The 17,112-nt window shown below is 66.1% G+C and carries 15 protein-coding genes; 12 read left to right on the forward strand and 3 right to left on the reverse strand.

The features are described 5' to 3' along the window. The first annotated feature begins 67 nt into the window (after window positions 1–67). From AC1DY7_RS15420 to AC1DY7_RS15475, 12 genes are all read left to right on the forward strand, one after another. Entirely contained in the window at window positions 68–415 is a 348-nt protein-coding gene (locus AC1DY7_RS15420) for a hypothetical protein (RefSeq protein WP_477494578.1), read from the forward strand. Then, complete coding sequence (locus tag AC1DY7_RS15425; RefSeq protein WP_477494579.1) at window positions 412–1,368, forward strand: glycosyltransferase family 2 protein; 957 nt, start codon at window positions 412–414, stop codon at window positions 1,366–1,368. Before AC1DY7_RS15420 ends, AC1DY7_RS15425 begins: the two co-directional genes overlap by 4 nt. After that, window positions 1,365–2,162 (forward strand): polysaccharide deacetylase family protein, encoded by a 798-nt coding sequence (locus AC1DY7_RS15430; protein ID WP_477494580.1) that lies wholly within the window; start codon window positions 1,365–1,367, stop codon window positions 2,160–2,162. Before AC1DY7_RS15425 ends, AC1DY7_RS15430 begins: the two co-directional genes overlap by 4 nt. After that, complete coding sequence (locus tag AC1DY7_RS15435) at window positions 2,155–3,549, forward strand: lipopolysaccharide biosynthesis protein (protein WP_477494581.1); 1,395 nt, start codon at window positions 2,155–2,157, stop codon at window positions 3,547–3,549. Before AC1DY7_RS15430 ends, AC1DY7_RS15435 begins: the two co-directional genes overlap by 8 nt. Next, on the forward strand, window positions 3,537–5,681 hold the full coding sequence (locus AC1DY7_RS15440) for a hypothetical protein (RefSeq protein WP_477494582.1): 2,145 nt from the start codon (window positions 3,537–3,539) through the stop codon (window positions 5,679–5,681). Before AC1DY7_RS15435 ends, AC1DY7_RS15440 begins: the two co-directional genes overlap by 13 nt. After that, complete coding sequence (locus AC1DY7_RS15445) at window positions 5,678–7,252, forward strand: amino acid adenylation domain-containing protein (protein WP_477494583.1); 1,575 nt, start codon at window positions 5,678–5,680, stop codon at window positions 7,250–7,252. Before AC1DY7_RS15440 ends, AC1DY7_RS15445 begins: the two co-directional genes overlap by 4 nt. After that, window positions 7,249–7,470: an acyl carrier protein gene (locus AC1DY7_RS15450; protein ID WP_477494584.1), complete on the forward strand. Its 222-nt coding sequence runs from the start codon at window positions 7,249–7,251 to the stop codon at window positions 7,468–7,470. The genes AC1DY7_RS15445 and AC1DY7_RS15450 overlap by 4 nt, the downstream gene beginning before the upstream one ends. Beyond that, the gene (locus AC1DY7_RS15455; RefSeq protein ID WP_477494585.1) at window positions 7,467–8,855 is read left to right on the forward strand and encodes a flavin monoamine oxidase family protein; all 1,389 of its coding nucleotides are present in this window, start codon (window positions 7,467–7,469) and stop codon (window positions 8,853–8,855) included. Before AC1DY7_RS15450 ends, AC1DY7_RS15455 begins: the two co-directional genes overlap by 4 nt. Next, the gene (locus AC1DY7_RS15460) at window positions 8,852–10,288 is read left to right on the forward strand and encodes a KamA family radical SAM protein (RefSeq protein ID WP_477494586.1); all 1,437 of its coding nucleotides are present in this window, start codon (window positions 8,852–8,854) and stop codon (window positions 10,286–10,288) included. The genes AC1DY7_RS15455 and AC1DY7_RS15460 overlap by 4 nt, the downstream gene beginning before the upstream one ends. Before the next feature lie 82 nt (window positions 10,289–10,370). After that, window positions 10,371–11,282 (forward strand): hypothetical protein, encoded by a 912-nt coding sequence (locus AC1DY7_RS15465; RefSeq protein WP_477494587.1) that lies wholly within the window; start codon window positions 10,371–10,373, stop codon window positions 11,280–11,282. A 181-nt stretch (window positions 11,283–11,463) separates the two neighbouring features. Further along, entirely contained in the window at window positions 11,464–12,795 is a 1,332-nt protein-coding gene (locus AC1DY7_RS15470) for a xylan 1,4-beta-xylosidase (protein ID WP_477494588.1), read from the forward strand. A 431-nt stretch (window positions 12,796–13,226) separates the two neighbouring features. Next, complete coding sequence (locus tag AC1DY7_RS15475; protein WP_477494589.1) at window positions 13,227–14,852, forward strand: hypothetical protein; 1,626 nt, start codon at window positions 13,227–13,229, stop codon at window positions 14,850–14,852. A 67-nt stretch (window positions 14,853–14,919) separates the two neighbouring features. Here AC1DY7_RS15475 and AC1DY7_RS15480 read toward each other — a convergent pair whose 3' ends face one another. The 3 genes from AC1DY7_RS15480 to AC1DY7_RS15490 form a co-directional block, all read right to left on the reverse strand. Continuing rightward, window positions 14,920–15,573 carry a GAF and ANTAR domain-containing protein gene (locus AC1DY7_RS15480; protein ID WP_477494590.1) on the reverse strand — a complete coding sequence of 218 codons (654 nt, stop codon included), beginning with the start codon at window positions 15,571–15,573 and terminating at the stop codon, window positions 14,920–14,922. Between the two features lie 122 nt (window positions 15,574–15,695). Beyond that, window positions 15,696–16,430: a GAF and ANTAR domain-containing protein gene (locus tag AC1DY7_RS15485; protein WP_477494591.1), complete on the reverse strand. Its 735-nt coding sequence runs from the start codon at window positions 16,428–16,430 to the stop codon at window positions 15,696–15,698. 550 nt (window positions 16,431–16,980) lie between these two features. Further along, on the reverse strand, window positions 16,981–17,106 hold the full coding sequence (locus AC1DY7_RS15490) for a hypothetical protein (protein ID WP_477494592.1): 126 nt from the start codon (window positions 17,104–17,106) through the stop codon (window positions 16,981–16,983). Window positions 17,107–17,112 lie beyond the last annotated feature (6 nt).

The raw sequence follows: 17,112 nt of genomic DNA on the forward strand, positions 1-17,112 counted from the left end.
GGCGCTGCCGGAATCCACTTGGCAGACAAGGCTGGCTGCCGGAATCGTAACGGCACTATGCGGATTGGTGGTCGCATTCGGCGTCACCGAATCGTTAGGACTACGCGGCCGTGCACTGGTGGTGGCTTTCGCCATGGGAGCTCCCGCATTTGCGATCGCCCGACTGTTGCCCAGTGCCGGTACGGCTGTCGCACTGATCGTCGGCGCCGCGGGGGCCATCGCCGTGAACGTCCTGGTCGAGCAATCCATGCTGTCGGCCGAAGCCTGGTCGCCCACCGGGGGCGTCATCGCCGTGGGGTTGGTCGCCGCCCTGCTGCGGTTGTGCCCGCTGCCCGCCGCGGACCATGGTCTGCACCGGCGGGGGCGAGTATCGGCAATGCCCGTCGGGCTGAACACCGGAGCGGGTGAGAAATGACCACCGAGTGCCCCACGGTGAGCGTGGTGATCTGTGCGTACACGAATGACCGGCTGGAGGATACCCTCGCCGCTGTCGGGTCGGTTCGCGGCCAGCGACGGGCGGCGGACGAGATTGTGGTCGTCGTCGACCACAATCCCGATCTGTTCGTCGTATTGCGTGCGGCGCTACCCGAGGTGACGGTGGTCGAGAACAGGCACAAGCGCGGTCTGTCCGGCGGCAAGGACACCGGTGTGGAAGTCACCACCGGCGATCTGGTGGCCTTCCTGGACGACGATGCGGTTGCACACCCCGACTGGTTGGGACACCTATGCGATGCCTACACCGACGAGAGCATCGTGGGTGTGGGAGGCACCACTCTTCCGCTGTGGACTTCCGCGCGGCCGCGATGGTTCCCGGAGGAATTCGACTGGGTCCTCGGCTGCACGTTCGCGGGGCGCGACCCCGGGCCGGTCCGAAATCTTCTGGGCGGCAATGCATCCTTCCGGCGCGAGGTGTTCGCGGTGGCGGGGGGGTTCCCGAGTCACATCGGCAGAACATCGACGCAGCGGCGTCCATTGGGCTGCGAGGAGACGGAGTTCTGCATCCGCGTGAGTCAGCATCGCCCGGACTGGACCTATGTGTTCGAACCGCGGGCGATGATCTGGCACCGGGTTGGGCCTGAGCGAGAACGGTTCGGCTACTTCCGTTCTCGGTGCTTCGCGGAGGGGTTGTCCAAAGCCGAGGTGACGCGCAGTGTGGGTGCTTCCGACGGACTCTCGGCTGAGCGCAGTTACACCGCGCACACCTTGACGCGCGGCCTGGTTCGCGGCCTCGGCGAGACGCTGCGTGGCGATCGCTCCGGTATCGAGCGCTCTTATGCCATCTCGGTGGGGTTACTGGCGGCGGCCGCTGGCTACGCCCGCGGTGGCGCGCCGATTCGCCGGGGACACGTGGCGGACGGCACCCGATGACAGAGTCGATTCCGATCCTGATGTACCACGCCGTCGCCGAGCAACCGCCGGCTGCGACGCGACGCCTGTCGGTCTCACCCGACTCGTTCGAAGAACAGGTCACTCACCTCGCTGAGCACGGCTTCACCGGTCTGACGTTCTCGGATCTGGCCGACGCGTTCGCCACCGGCCGGGCGCTGCCCGAGCGGCCAGTGGTGCTCACCTTCGACGACGGGTATGCAGACTTCGCCGCCGCGGCGTGGCCGATCCTTCGGCGCCATGACTTTCCGGCGACGGTCTTCGTCACCACTGGGTGGATGGCGGACGCCGGACCGGACGCCGCACCCGGGTCGCTGGACCGGATGCTGACCCGGGCCCAGATCCGAGAGCTCGCGGCCAACGGCATCGAGATCGGGGCCCACTCGCACAGCCACCCGAAGCTGGATCTGCTTTCGGACGGCAGTCTTCGCCGCGAACTCGGGGACAGCCGGGCATTGCTCGAGGATTGGATCGGTGCACCGGTGACAGCACTCGCCTACCCCTTCGGCTATTCGAATCCCCGGGTGCGGCGCATCGCTCGCGCCGGTGGCTACCGTTGCGCGGCGGCGGTACGCAACGTCCGCGCGACCCGATTCGACGACCCGTTCATGATTCCCCGGCTCACCATCCGGCGCAGCACCGACAGCGACGTCTTCGGCGCCGTCATGGCGCGGGCCGACGATCGGATCTTCTGGCGTGACCGTCTGCTCACGGCCGGATGGGCGTCGGTCCGCGGCGCGCGGCATATCGGAAAGCGGGTGCTGGGCGATGTCTGAGTCCATCGCCACAGCCGATGCAGGGGACGACATCGTCACCCTCACAACGTCCGACAGCCGACGCCTGGGTCTGGGGGACCGGCCCTTCCTGCGCAACGCCTACGCCCTGGTCCTCAACACCGGGATCTCCGGCGCGCTCGGTCTGGCTTACTGGGTTCTGGCGGCGCGCCACTACAACGACGCCGACGTCGGTCGCGGATCGGCCGCCATCTCGGCACTGATGCTGCTGACCGGTCTGGTGTCGGTCAACTTCGCAGGCACGCTGAACCGCTTCATCCCGAACACCGGTAAGCGGACGGGCGCCGTCGTCGCGTTCACCTATCTCGTCACGTCCGCGATCATTGCCGTGCTCGCCGTCGCGCTCCTGGTCGCGCTGCACTGGTTCGGCGGACCTGCGTACGACCTCATCCGCGAACCACAGACGCGGATGTGGTTCGTTGTCGCCGCCGTCGCGGCAAGCGTGGTCACGGTGCAGGACAGCGTATTGACGGGTTTGCGGGCAGCAGTCTGGGTGCCTGTCTGGAACGCCGCGTTCGCCGTCGCCAAGATCATCCTGCTGCTGGTGCTGGCCCGGTCCATGCCCCATTCCGGACTCTTCTTCTCCTGGATCATCCCCATGATCGTCGTGCTGTTCCCCGTGAACTTGCTCATCTTCGTCCACCTCCTCCCGCGGCATGTACGCACATCGACGCACGAGGCCACGTTGACGGGTGCCGAGATCGGCCGATTCTTCGCCGCCGACTACCTCGGCGCGCTGTTCCTGTACGGAACGATGTTCGTCGTTCCGGTGCTTGTGGCGACACGGGTTTCGCCCCAGACCTATGCGTACTTCTTCTTGGCATGGGCGGTGGCCAGCATGATGAATCTGGTAGCCGTCAACATGGCGGTGCCCATGGTGGTCGAAGCGGTACACGACCCGGCGCGGCTGGCCGGCTATTGCCGCGCGGCGCTCGGACGTGTTCTGAGTCTGCTCTGCCTGGGAGTTGTGGTGATCGGCCTTGCGGCACCGCACACGTTGGGGCTGCTGCGCCACGGTTACCTCGACGCCGTCCCGCTCCTTCAGTTACTGGCATTCGCCAGCTTGCCCAGCGCGGTGGTGGACATCTACCTCGGCACGCTACGAGCCCGATCCATGCGGGGGCGGATCATCGGGGTGCAGTGTCTGCGGGCCGTGTCGGTGCTGGGGCTGGTGCTCGTCCTACAGCACTACCAACAGGCTTTCCAGCACTTCGGTGACCCGAGGCTGACCGCGGTAGGCGTCGCAGTACTGCTCGGTCAGCTCGTCGTGATGTTGTTCGTACTTCCAGATCTCGGACGCCTGCTCGGTTGGCGCCGGCGCTCTGCCTCGCCGGTGCCCACGCATCAGGAGCAGCCATGTCTGCCTTGAGTTACGCGGGAGAGCGTGAGGTGGTGTTCCCACCTCCGCGGCAACGGCTCACCGGAGACGGAGAAGCCGACCGGCACGGGACGTCTTGGCCGGACGGTGGTCAGCACGTGCGCGTGGCCATGCTGTGCGGGTTGACGTTCGTGGCAATCACGTTGTATCTCAGCGAACTACGCAATACTGATCTCTCGGCCCTGAATGGCCTCGGGCTGATCTCGGTGCTACCGGTGCCCACCTTGATCGGCTTGGGCCTTCTGGCTGTTGCCTTCGTCGGAACAATTTCGCTTCCCCACCAATGTGTTTGGCTGCTCACCGCGCAACTGGTGCTGCTGACCCTCATGCTGCACGGCATCGCGACTTTTCTGGAGTCCGAGCCACGCTTCGCGATCAGTTGGGTGCACGCCGGTTTCGTGGAGTTCATCGGCCGCACCGGGACCACGGCACCGGCCCTGGACTGCAGGTGGTCCTGGCCGGGATTCTTCGGACTCGCCGCATTCTGGGCCGGGTCGGGCAAGCTGGAAGCGTTGCGCGACGTTCTCACCGTGGCCCCGGTGGTGAGCAATCTGCTCTACCTGCTCGCACTCGGACTGCTGATGAGCACGTTCAGGATGTCCTGGCAAGCGAAGTGGCTCGCGGCGATGTTCTTCGTCCTGCTCAACTGGGTGGGGCAGGACTACTTCTCGCCTCAGGGCTGCACATTGTTGCTGTACCTGCTCTTCGTGACGTTTCTCGTCAGGTGGTTCCGTCAGCGCGACACCACGCCACGGAATCTCTCGCGGATTCTGGGCCGCGGCGCGAAACTCTGGTGCTGGGCATGGGGCGGTGCAACACCGGGCGAATTGCCTCCGCGCCAGCTGATGCCCGCGGAACGCGTCGTGGTGCTGGCCGTGGTGGTGGGACTGTTCGCCACGGCCACCGTCTGCCATCAGTTGACGCCTTTCGCGATGATGCTGAGCGCCACCGGATTGGTCGTCATGCGCCGGTGCACTCTGACGGGTCTTCCGGTGCTGCTCGGTGTGCTGCTCTTGGCGTGGATCAGCTACATGACCCAGGCGTATTGGGGAGGGCACTTCGGCCAGGTGATGAGCGGTGTCGGGGATGTCGGCGGGACGATGTCCTCGAGCGTCGCCGACCGGGCCAGCCTCGGCAATCCGGAACATCAGTTCGTCGTCCACGCCAGGATGTTCACCACCGTGCTGGTCTTCCTGATCGCCGGTTGGGGACTGTTCCGGCGCCGGCGGCGCAGGGTCGAGGACCGGGTGCTGCTGGTGCTGACCGGCGCGCCGATCGGGCTGGCAGTCATGCAGAGCTACGGCGGCGAAATGGCCCTGCGTGTTTACCTTTTCGCCCTGGCGCCCGCGTGTGTGCTCGCTGCGCTGGCGTTCTTCCCGCACCCGGCGGCACGTCCGTCGATCCTGACGCGATGCCTGGCAGCGGTGTGCGCTCCGGTGTTGTTGTTCTCCTTTCTGATCACCCGCTATGGCAACGAGGCGTTCGAGCAGATTCCGGCCGGCGCGGTCAGCGCTGTCCGGACGGTCTACGAGACGACCTCGGGCAGCGTCAAATTCCTCTACGTCACCGCTGTTCCCGAGCTCGACTCAACCCCTTTCATGCCGCTGGGCTACCGCGACGTGGAACGGGTGCATTGGTCGAACACCATGGCACCGGCCGACCCGGCGAACCTGGGCGGGGTGTTGCAGGCGATGCGAGACCTGGGCCCCAGCACGTACCTGATCACCACGCGCAGCCAGGAGGCTTTCGTCGTGTTCGGTCAGGCGTACCCCAAGGATTGGGGAGAGCGGTTCCGCCGCGCGCTGGCCGCCGCTCCCGGAGTTCAGGTGATCGTTGCGAACCCGGATGCGTCCGTCTACGCCCTCGACTCGCCGCGCGGAAAAGCTGCCCCACCGCCCGCGCCGACCTCGACGGGGCTGCAGGTGTGGAGCACCCCGTGGACTCCGGTGGGGTTGGGCTTCCTGGTCATGTTGGTGTGCACGCTGGGAGTACGTGAGGCGTGGCGAATGAGCCTGGCGCCGGATCAGCGCAAGCGGCTGCGGCCGCTCACGTTCGCCGCCGCGGTTCTGCTGGCCGGGTTCCTGCTCGTCGTCGCCGAGCGCTTTCTGATGCTGACCTCATGACGAAGTCCGATAACCGGGTCGAGCCGATCACCACCCCTCCTAAACGACTGGAAGCCATGTCGCGCAACACTTTCTCGGGTGCAGGGGCCGTCGGCGCGGATGTGTCGGAAGACTTCGCCGCCGTGGTTCGGACGTGGCCGGACCGGGCCGCCATCGTGGCCGGCGCAACGACGATCACCAACAGAGAACTCGAACAGCGCGTCCATCGCACCGCATCGCGTTACCGGGCCTGCGGATTGGGTGCGGCGGGCCGGTCCAGCCGGATCGGCACTCTGGTGTCGCATACGCCGGCCGTGGTGGAACACCTGCTGGGAATCCTGCATGCCGGCGGGGCCTACTGCCCCATCGACGAGGCCCTTCCGGCAGCCCGCAAGCAGGCGCTCGCCGAGGCGCTCGGCCTGGATGGACTGATTGCGGCGGTCGCCGATCCGGCGAATCCGCGGACGGGTACTTCCGCCGGAATCCCGGTGTGGCACCACGGTGATCCGGCATACGTGTTGTGCACCTCGGGTTCCACCGGTGCGCCGAAGCCGGTGGTCGTCTCGCGGGGCGCGCTGGCCGTGACGGTGCGGGCGCTACGTGCGCTCTTCGGGCTCACCCCCGATGATCGGGTGCTGCAGTTCGCATCGCTGGGCTGGGACACCTGTCTTGAGGAGATTCTGCCGGCGCTGACCAGCGGGGCGACACTGGTTTTCGACGAGGACGCGCACTCTGGCTCGTTTCCGCGCTTCATCCGCATGCTGGCGCAGCAGCAGGTGACGGTGCTCGATCTGCCGACAGCTTTCTGGCACGAACTCGTGTTGTACCTGCACGACGAATGTGCCGCACTGCCGGCCGGTATCCGGCTGGTCGTCATCGGCGGCGAACGGGTCGATCCGACCCGACTGCGGCAGTGGCGAGAGCTTGCCGCCGCGCATGTCGGGTTGCTCAACACCTACGGATGCACCGAGACGACGATGATCACCCACGCGGTACAACTGTCCGGCCCCGGCACCGAGCCAGAAATCGCGGCCCTCGACGAGGCGCCACTCGGCCGCCCACTGCCCCATGTCCGCGATCACGTCACCGATGACGGAGAGCTGCTGGTGTCGGGACCGTCCCTGGCCACCGGATACCTCGGCTCTCCGGACCTCAGCGCGACCAGGTTCCCCGTCACCGACCATGGAACGGGACCGGCTCGGTGGTTCCACACTGGTGATCTAGTCGCCCGGGGTGAGAACGGCCTGTTGTATTCACGGGGCCGCGCCGACGAACAGTTGAAAGTCCTTGGGGTGCGCGTGCATCCGGCCGAGGTGGAGGCTCAGCTGAACACACATCCCGCCGTCGCGGGGGCGGTCGTGCTGGGCGAGGACCGATTCGGGCAGATACGCCTGGCGGCTTATGTCGTTCGGGCCGGGACCACCACCGCAGCCGATCTCAGGCGTTACCTGCGCGAACGGCTGCCCAGCCAGTTCGTGCCGAGCCGGGTGGAATTCGTCGAAGCGCTGGCATATACGCCCAGCGGAAAAGTCGATCGATTGGCAACACGAAGGACCGCCACGGACCACGAGAGAAAAGGTGCAGACCGATGAATGACAATCAGATCGTCAAGATCTTCAGCCGGGTGCTCAACACCCCGGAGGTGGATCCGGATTCCGACTTCTTCGAACTCGGCGGGGATTCGTTGCTGGCCACCCGCGTGCTGAGTGCGATCGCGCGGGAGTTCGGCACCGAGCTGGCCTACGACGAATTCATCGAGAACCCTTCGCCGGCAGGGCTGTTGGAAAAAGTGGCAGCGGTGACACCATGAGTGACGGGCGGACGCGAGTCGTCGTCATCGGCGCGGGGCTGGCAGGGCTGACCGCCGCGGCCGACTTGGTGGCGGCGGGGGCCGACGTCACCGTACTGGAAGCACGGGATCGGGTGGGCGGCCGGATGCGCGGCATCCCGGTGTCCGCCGATGTGGTCGCCGACGGCGGCGCCGCCTATCTCGGTGTGCAGCACACCGAACTCCTTGCCCTGTTGGGGCAGTACGGACTTGGCCTGGTGTCCACGGATATGGACGGTGAGAGCACATTTCTGATCTCGGAGGTGCGGACCACCAGCCCGGCCCGGGTGCCGCCGCTGGACGCGGTCGCTCTCGGTGATCTGTTCGATCGACTTGAGGACCTCGTCGACCAGGTGCGGCCCGACGCACCGTGGGAGAGCCAGGATGCGGAGACCCTCGACCGGGTGACCGTCGCGCAGTGGCTCACCGACGAGATCAAGCACCCGGATGCGCAGACCTATTTCCCGCTGTTCATCGGTGAGATGATGGCGGCCGATCCGGCCTTGATCTCGTTGTTGCACATGGCGTTCTATCTCCGCTCTGGTGGCGGCATCCGCTACCTCAACGCTTTCGAAGGCGGGGCTCAGCAGTGGCGGATCGACGGCGGTGCGCACCTGCTGTGCGAGGCGATGGCCGCGCGGCTGGGCCGGCGCGTGCGTCTGGGGCGCCCGGTCTCTTCGATCGAGCAGAACGCCGATGAGGTTCTGGTCCGGTGCGTCCCGGCAAAGGGTCGCATGACCGCCACGTACCGGGCCGACCAGGTCGTCGTCGCCATCCCGCCGCTGTTGGCGCAGCAGATCGATTTCCGGCCTGCGCTGCCCGTCCCGCGGGCGACGGCGGTCACCGGCCGCGGTTGTGCGGTCAAGGTGCACCTGAGCTACCCGTCCCCGATCTGGCGCGAGGACGGCTTGTCCGGCTGGTCGGTGAGCACCCACGGGCCGCTGCTCTCCACCGTCGACGACTCGCCGCCGGACGAATCCGCCGGTGTGCTGACCGGATTCGTCACCGGTGCGGTGGCAACGGAATACAGCGCCATGTCGCACACGGAGCAGCAGGACGCGGCGATCGCCCATGTCGGGCGGCTCTTTCCGGACCTGCCGCAGCCCAGCCGTTGCGAGGTGACAGATTGGCTGGCCGACGAATACAGCAGGGGATGTTATGCCGCCCTGTTCGGCCCTGGTGACTGGTCAGTGCTCGGCCCGACGCTGACCCAACCGCACGACCGCGTGCACTGGGCGGGTACCGAGACCAGTCTTGAATTCTTCGGACTGATGGAAGGGGCGATCAGGTCGGGCCGGCGGGTCGCCACCGAATTGATCCAACGCACCGAGCAGCCGAAAGTCTCACGAAGGGTTATGACGTCATGACAACACTTGCCGCACCCATGCAGTCCGGCTTCACCGCCGTGGCAGAACAGCCGTATACCTACGCACGCAAGGAATTGTCCGAGCCGGACTGGCGACGTTACCCGGGCTGGGCGACGGTGAGTGAGGCGGAGTGGGGTGATCCGCAGTGGCAGCGCGCACATTCCATGAAGAACCTCGGACAACTGCGCGCGGTGGTGGGAGATTTGCTCGAGGACCGGTTCTACGCTGATCTGGCCGACGATCAGCAGCATCGGGCGACGATGTCGATGCTGCTACCTCCCCAGATGCTGAACACGATGGTTCCAGACACCTTGGCGGGGCACCGCGACCTCACCGAGGCCTTCTACAGCGATCCCATCCGGCGGTACATGCTTCCGTTGCGCAGCGATCGCGAACCGGAATGGGGCTCACATCCATTCGCCGAGCGGGACTCGCTGCACGAGAGCGATATGTGGGTGGTGGAGGGGCTGACCCACAGATACCCGACCAAGGTGCTGGCCGAAATGCTCTCGACGTGCCCGCAGTATTGCGGGCACTGCACGAGGATGGATCTGATCGGCAATTCCACGCCCACGACGATCAAGACGAGACTGACCCTGCAGCCGGCCGACCGGCAGGTGCAGATGCTGGAATATCTCCGCGCCACACCGACGGTGCGCGATGTGGTGGTTTCCGGCGGCGATGTGGCCAACGTGCCATGGCCACGGCTGGAGGCGTTCGTCATGCAGCTGCTGGAGATCGACACCATCCGCGATATCCGTTTGGCGACAAAGGCACTCGCCGCGCTACCGCAGCACTGGCTGCAGACCAAGGTCGTCGACGGGGTCGCCCGGGTGGCGAACCTGGCCGCAGCCCGCGGGGTGAACCTGGCCCTGCACACCCACATCAACCACGTGCAGTCGGTGACTCCGCTGGTTGCCGCCGCCACGCGGGCGCTACTGGACGCGGGGCTGCGGGATGTGCGTAACCAGGGGGTGTTGATGCGCGGGGTGAACGCCACGGCCGACGACCTGCTCGACCTGTGTTTCGCGTTGCAGGGCGAAGCCAACATCGTTCCCTACTACTTCTATATGTGCGACATGATCCCGCACGCCGAACACTGGCGGACCGCGTTGTGGGAGGCCCAGGATCTGCAGTTGTCGATCATGGGCTACCTGCCCGGCTTCGCGACTCCCCGAATCGTCTGCGATGTGCCCTTTGTCGGTAAACGATGGGTACATCAGGTTTCCCGATACGACCGGACCCGAGGAATCTCGTACTGGACCAAGAACTACCGGACCGGTTTGGAAGTAGCGGATGACGATGCGCTGAACCGGGTGTACCCGTTCTACGATCCGATCGACAGCCTGCCGCCGGCCGGACAGCAGTGGTGGCGGAAGAGCTGCAGCAAGCCCCGCCCCGCAACGCATCCAGCTGAGATCGGCGCGCTGTGAGACCCGCCTCCGACGGCGGCACCGTATCTGACCGGTACGGTGCCGCCGCAGGTGCGGACGGAGACGGTCATGGACGTGTGCGATGGCCGTCGAGCTGACGCCGATCACGGATGGCGACGTGGCCGCCGTCGCGGAGTTCCTGCATGCGAACCACAATGACAGCGTCCCCTGGGCACAGTCGTGCGCGGCAGTGCCGTGGAAGGGCGAGGCGCCGAACCGGGGGTTCATGCTCCGGGACGATCATCGTGTGGTCGGCACCCTGCTGGCGCTCTATTCCGAACGGCTGATGGAAGGGCGGGTGGAGCGGTTCTGCAACATGGGATCGTGGTGTGTACTGCCCGATTACCGCTCCAGGAGCCTCTCGCTGCTGAGAGCGCTGCTGGCGCAGGACGGTTACCACTTCACGGTCCTCTCGCCCGATGAAGGGCCACAGGAGATCCTGGCCTGGCACGGGTTCCGGTTCCTTGACACCGCTGCGGTTCTCATTCCGAACATGCCGTGGCCCACCCTGCCCGGCCGGACGAGAATCAGCGCAAACCCGGCCGTCATCGAGGAAACGCTCGTCGGGCCGGATCTCGAGATCTACCACGACCACGCGGGTGCGCTCGCGGCACAGCATCTCGTGCTCATCAGTGGACAGGACTCCTGTTACGTCATGTATCGGCAGTTCCGCTACCGGGGGATGGGTGTGTTCGCGATGGTCCTGCACGTCAGCGATCCTGACCTGTTCCGTCGCGCCTGGATCCCGTTTACCCGGCACCTGTTGGTCAAGCACCGGCTGGTGGCGACCCTGGTCGAACTGCGGCTCATCGCGCAGCGGCCCGGTCTGTCGTTCACGCTGAACGACTGGCCCAAGATGTTCCGCAGTGACACTTTGGGACCCGGGCAGATCGATCTCCTCTACAGCGAGCTCGAGTGCGTGCCCTGGAGCCGGGGCGGCCCACCGAGCCAGACGCCTTCCGCGGTAAGGGTTCGACGAGGAGAAGGGATTTGATTCGACATGATGGTAATGGCCATGACCGCACTGGCGGGGTGTGCTGTCGCGGCGGCCGGCTTGTGTGCCGGTCTCGTCGCCGTCAACGCAGCTCTCCTCTTGGTGCTTCGATCGCGCATTCCCCAAACGCATTTCCAGAACCTGGAATCGTGACGAGGCGCCCATTCAACCGGGGCAGGCCATGGCACGGCACATCCGGGTAACGCAGGGCCCCGGCAAGCGGCGGCGCTGGTTCACCGTCGCGCTGACCACCGTGGCCGTCCTGACGGCGCTGGTACTGGTGGTGTGGCTGTCGTCCGCCGGGCGCCCCGCCGCCCACGGAATTATTGACACACATTGGCCTGGATGGGGATTCACCCACACGCAGTTCAGTGCCGATGATGGTGAGCCGGCCGCGGTGGCGACCGCCGAAGGTACGGTCGGAGCGGTACCGATGGTGCAGGCCCAGCACATCATGGGCTTCGGCGCGGACAACCCCGAGCCTTCCCCCGGGGTATACGACTTCGCCAGCCTGGACCGCAGAATGGCTTTCATTGGCCGCACCGGGGGTGTTCCGGTACTCATCCTGTGCTGCTCCCCCGACTGGATGAAGGGCGGGGCTGCCGGATCGACCGACTGGAGCCGCCTGGAGGCCGCCCCGCTACCGGAGCATTTCGCCGATTTCGCGGCTCTGACCGCAGCGGTGGCGAAACGCTACCCCTACGTTCGGCATTTCATCGTCTGGAACGAGTTCAAAGGATTCTTCGATGATGAGCGCAAGCGCTGGGAGGCAAAGGAATACACCGATCTGTACAACTCGGTCTACGACGCGCTGAAGGCGGTGAATCCGGCGAACCAGGTCGGCGGGCCCTACCTGGACTTCGCCCAGCCGTTCGATGTATCCCACAGCGCGCCTGGGTTGCGTGGCTCGTGGGGTGCGGTGGACCAACGAGTCCTCGATGCATTCGTGTACTGGAAAGTGCACCGCAAGGGGGCCGACTTCGTGGCAGTGGACGGGCATGCCACCACCGGTCCGGGTGTCCAGAACGAGTTCGCGGCGCTGGAGAAATTCGGGGCCGTCGGCACGTGGCTCCGAAAACAGGTGGACCTGCCCATCTGGTGGGTGGAGTGGTACGTCCAGCCGGCCGATCCCGATTGGTCGGCGCAGCACGTGGTCGCCTTGCGGGTGGCCGCCATGATCCAGCTCGCAGGTAGCGGAGCGGACACGGTCCTGTACTGGAATCCGCGTCCCGGCGGCGCGGACTGTGTGACATGTCTGTGGACCGACACCGGGAATGCCGACGGCGGCCATCCGCTGCCCTTTCTTACCGACGTCCTGCAACGCCTCGCCGTGTCGTTCCCGCCGGGATCCGACCGACGGAAGGTATCCATGGTCAACGGCCTACTCTCGCTTGAGTCGCAACGAAATCTGTTGATTGTCAACACCACCGGAGCGCCGATCGCCGCAGGCGTGGACGGTCGGCGGATCGAACTTGCGGGTTACGAAACACGCTGGATCACCGACCTCCCTTAGGGCAGCGCCTGAGGGCGTGTCGCCTGCCGTGGCTGGAATGAAAATCATTCCACTGCAGCAGATCCTGAACTGTGGGCAAGGGAACTAGTACCCGAGGTACGTGGTGACTGGTCCTCCGCGACTCGGAAAATGGGCCTAGCGAGCCTCAATAGTTCAGTGCGGCTGCGCATCTGCGCTGATTGCAACGAGAACCGATCGCCGGCAGGCAGTTCGCCGAACCTCACGGTGCCCCTGGAACTAGTCCGGGTTCAGCTGAAGATGGCTCCGATGGCTCATGTACGGGCCCGTCCCGGACACCGATAGTGAAGGGGTGCTCGGCTAACTGCGAACCGTTGTAGGGGAACGGAAGCCGTGGATGTATCGGGTCAAATCAGCAAACGAGGCCATGTCTGCCGGGTGCCGACAGGCGTCATTCCGAGGAGGTTCCTACCTTGTCCAAACAATGGATGTGCGCGCCGCGGATATCGGCCCGCCAGTACATCACCACCGGATTCACCGGAGCAGCGATGGTCGGGATCGGCGTCCTGCTCGCAACCCCGCCAGGGGCCCCTGCACCGGTCACCGCCCAAGTGCAGCTGGTATCGACCGAGTACGCGCTGAGTCCGCAAGACCTGAATTGTCTTCCGCTCACCGGCTGTGGCGTGCTCGGGGCGGCGGGCTCACCGACACCCACAGCGCTGGCCGCGGCCGTGACCAACGTGAAGATGCGACCGATGATCGGCCCGGGCGGATGGCTGATCGGCAACGGTCTCAACGCCGATCCGCTCACCTGCACCGCGCCGTGCAACGGCGGCAACGGCGGGTTGCTGTGGGGTAACGGGGGCAGCGGCGCCTTCGGCGGGCGCGGCGGCAACGCCGGACTGCTCTTCGGCAACGGCGGCACCGGATCGGCGGGCGTCGGCGCGGTGTACGACGCGACGACCGGGGCGCTGGTCACCGCCGCCACCGCAGGTGGTGCCGGCGGCAATGCCGGCATGTTCGGCAAAGGTGGTGCCGGCGGCAAGGGCGGCGATGACATCCAGTCTCAGATCCCGGAGGATCTGGTCCCGCTGGACGCCACAGGTGCAGCTGCGGGTAAGGGTGGCCGGGGCGGTGTGATCGCCGGCAACGCGGGGAAGGGCGGGCAGGGTGGTAGTGCAGTCTCGGTGAGCGGCAACGCCACCGGAGGTGCCGCTGGGGCCGGCGGGCGCGCCACCATGGGAGACGCCGGTGACGGCGGCCTCGGCGGGTTCGCCGAGGCCTACGATCTCGGAAGTACCGCCACCGGCGGCGCGGGTGGAGCCGGAGGCAACACGGTCATGGGTGACGCCGGTGACGGCGGGATGGCCGGATACGGCAGCGCCAACGGGGGCGTCGGTGCCGGCGGAACACCCGGTAACGGCGGCAGCGCAGCCGTCGTCGGCAATGGCGGCAAGGGTGGTCAGGCAGGCGACAGCTACAACCAGGCCCCCGCCGACGATCAAGGTTCCGCTGACGTCACCGGAGTCACCGGCGGTAAGGGTGGCAAGGGCGGGTTGATGAGCGGCAACGGCGGTACCGGCGGTGACGGCGGCTTCGCGTCCTCCAAGAACGGAAACTCGACCGGCGGCGCGGGTGGCGCCGGTGGCGGGGCGACCAACGGTGGGGGTGGTGGTGGCGGTGGCGGCGGTATCGGCGTCTCAGAAGGCACCGGAACCACGGCCACAGGTGGCAGTGGCGGAGCCGGCGCACGGACGACCAATGGCACCGGCGGTGGGGGCGGCAAGGGTGGCAACAGCAATTCCACCGATGGGGTCTCCCAAGCAGGCAAGGGCGGTGCCGGCGGCTCGGGCGGCGGCGTCCGCCGCGGCGGCAAGGGCGGGGACGGTGGCACCGCTACCGGTGGAGGAACCAATACCGGCGGCGCAGGCGGTGCGGGCGGCAAGGGCGGCCCGGTGGCCGGACGAGGCGGTAACGGCGGCGGCGGCGGCAACGCGTCCGGTGGCACCTCCAACACCGGCGGCACCGGCGGCGGCGGTGGGGCGGGCGGTACCGGTGCATCGCAGGGCAACCCCGGCGGAAATGGAAGTGGTACTTAGCCTTTCGTCACGCAGGTGGGTGCTGGTGTCGGACGGTCAATGTTCGGCACCCGCACTCGCGCACCTGTCAGCCGGGGTTGAGGATGGCGGCGGTGTCGGCGCCGTCGACGACCGCCCGTGCGACCTCGGCAAGGCGCTGGTGGGTGCTTCTGGCGTAACCGCGCAACAGGTTGAAGGCCCCGTCCATGTCGACCCGGCCTCGTTCGGCGATGACGCCCTTGGCCTGCTCGATGACCGTCCGGGTGTTCAACGCGGTTTGCAGCTGTTGATTCAGGACATCCGATTGCGAGGCGATACGTTGATGGACGATCCCGATGGTTGCCACGTCGGCGAGCGCCTGACCGATCGCGACATCGGTGTCCGACATCTTGCCGACATCGGCGCGAAGCAGGTTCAAGGCACCGACGCGATCTGTGCGCAAACGTAGCGGCAGGGCATGCACGGACAGAAAGCCATAGTCGATGGCCCGGTCGGCAAACTCCGGCCAGCTAGCCATGTCGACACGCAGATCCTCGACGACCACCGGTTCTCCGGTTCGGTAGGAGAGCAGGCACGGACCGTTGTCATTCTGGATCTGGAAGAGCTCCAGCAGGCGGGTTTGTTCGCTGTTGGAAGCCAGCACCTGGAAGTCACCATGCACGTCGGCGAGCACTATTCCCGCGGCGTCAATCGGTAGCAATGCCATCGCATTCTCCACGAGTTGCTGGGCCAACTCGACCATGTCGAAGTCTGCGACCAGCGTGTCTGCCAGTCCCACGAATGCGCGGGCCAACCCCTCGTAACGATCCACATTGCTCCTTCCGGTATTCTGCCACGGTGCGGCTTCCTGGTTAAGACGTATGGTCAAGGCCGCGGTATCTGGTCGCCCGCGGTATCCGGGTCGATGTGCAGACGGCCGTGCACGACCTCGGCTGCTACGTCGTCGAGCCCGCGGCCCTGGGCGAAGGCATATGCCTGCAAGCGCGCATAGGCGTCGCGCACGTTCACCCCGAGCTGTGCGACCACCATCCCGGTGGCCTGGTGGATCTCCCGGGACGATCGGGGTTGAACCCACCAATGATCCAGCGGATCCAGCTCGTTTGTGGTCCCGGATGCAAGTAGCAGGTAGGTGATGAGGACCGCGACCGCGACCGCGTCGGCGAAATCGCGATTGCTCAGTTCCCCCGCGGGTTCAAGGTAGAGGCTTAGGACCCCGACCCGGATCGCCCCGAGCTGTAACGGCAACGCGTGCACCGGCCCGATGCCGGCCGCTTCGGCCTCCTGCGCGAACAGTGGCCAGCCGGAACTCGGTCCGGCCGCATCCGGCGTGGAGACGGGGCCGCCGAGGGTGAAGGCGTCCACCGCGGGCCCTTGCCCCAAGGCGATCTGGGCCCACTCCATACGTTCGGCGACATCGTCACTCGCACTGAGGAATTCGTGTCCCTTGTCGCCCGATATGACGGAGATCCCGACGCGCTGCACCGGCAGTGTTTCCAGGCATGCCCTGCACAGTTGCACGGGGCCGCGGGTGTCCGCCGGTGCCTGTCTGAGCGCTGCCAGGAATCGGGCGCGGATATCTGATCGATCACCGTCGATCACCAGACGGAGCAAACCGAGGTAGATCCGGTTCCCCGGTCCATCGTGGTGGTCATCAGGTCACCGCTTCCCGTGGAACCGGTGCAGGACCATCGTGATATTGCATCGATTGCACGTATGACACTACATGTCGCGTTCCTCGGTTTGCCCACTCGACATTGAGATGCGGATTCAGCTACGTTAGTTGCATTCGGGAAAAACGTCTGACGGGGTTGTCAAATCCGTTGCGGAAACTTCATCGCCTGGATTAGCGTGTGTGTGGTCAAGCCGCCCCAGTCCCTGGTCGTTTGAGTCAGAAGCAACTACTCGAACATCCGGACATTCAGAAGATCGTACGGCCGATGCCACGCGATGGGATGACCACCAACCCGCACCGCGGTAATCGTTCGTATGGTCGTCCGAAGTGTCTCAGCGGTACGCGCAGCAGCGCTCGGTTGTTCGATCACCACTCGACCGCAAGCCCTTGCGGTCGAGGTCGTTCAACGGAGGTATTGGTATGAGGGCTTTCGGGTCGGTTGCGCCGCGAACAGTTCCTACCGATGATGAGCTGGTATTACCCGATAGCCGGGTAACCGGCGGCGACCAGGCGCAGCACGGCCGGCGGCCGGCGGCGGCGCCGGTGTTCGGTGATCTGGCCGCCCTGGCCGCCCTGGCCGGTAGTGGCGTGGCGACTGTGCATTCGCCG

Source organism: Mycobacterium sp. P2_H7 (genome assembly GCF_056403275.1).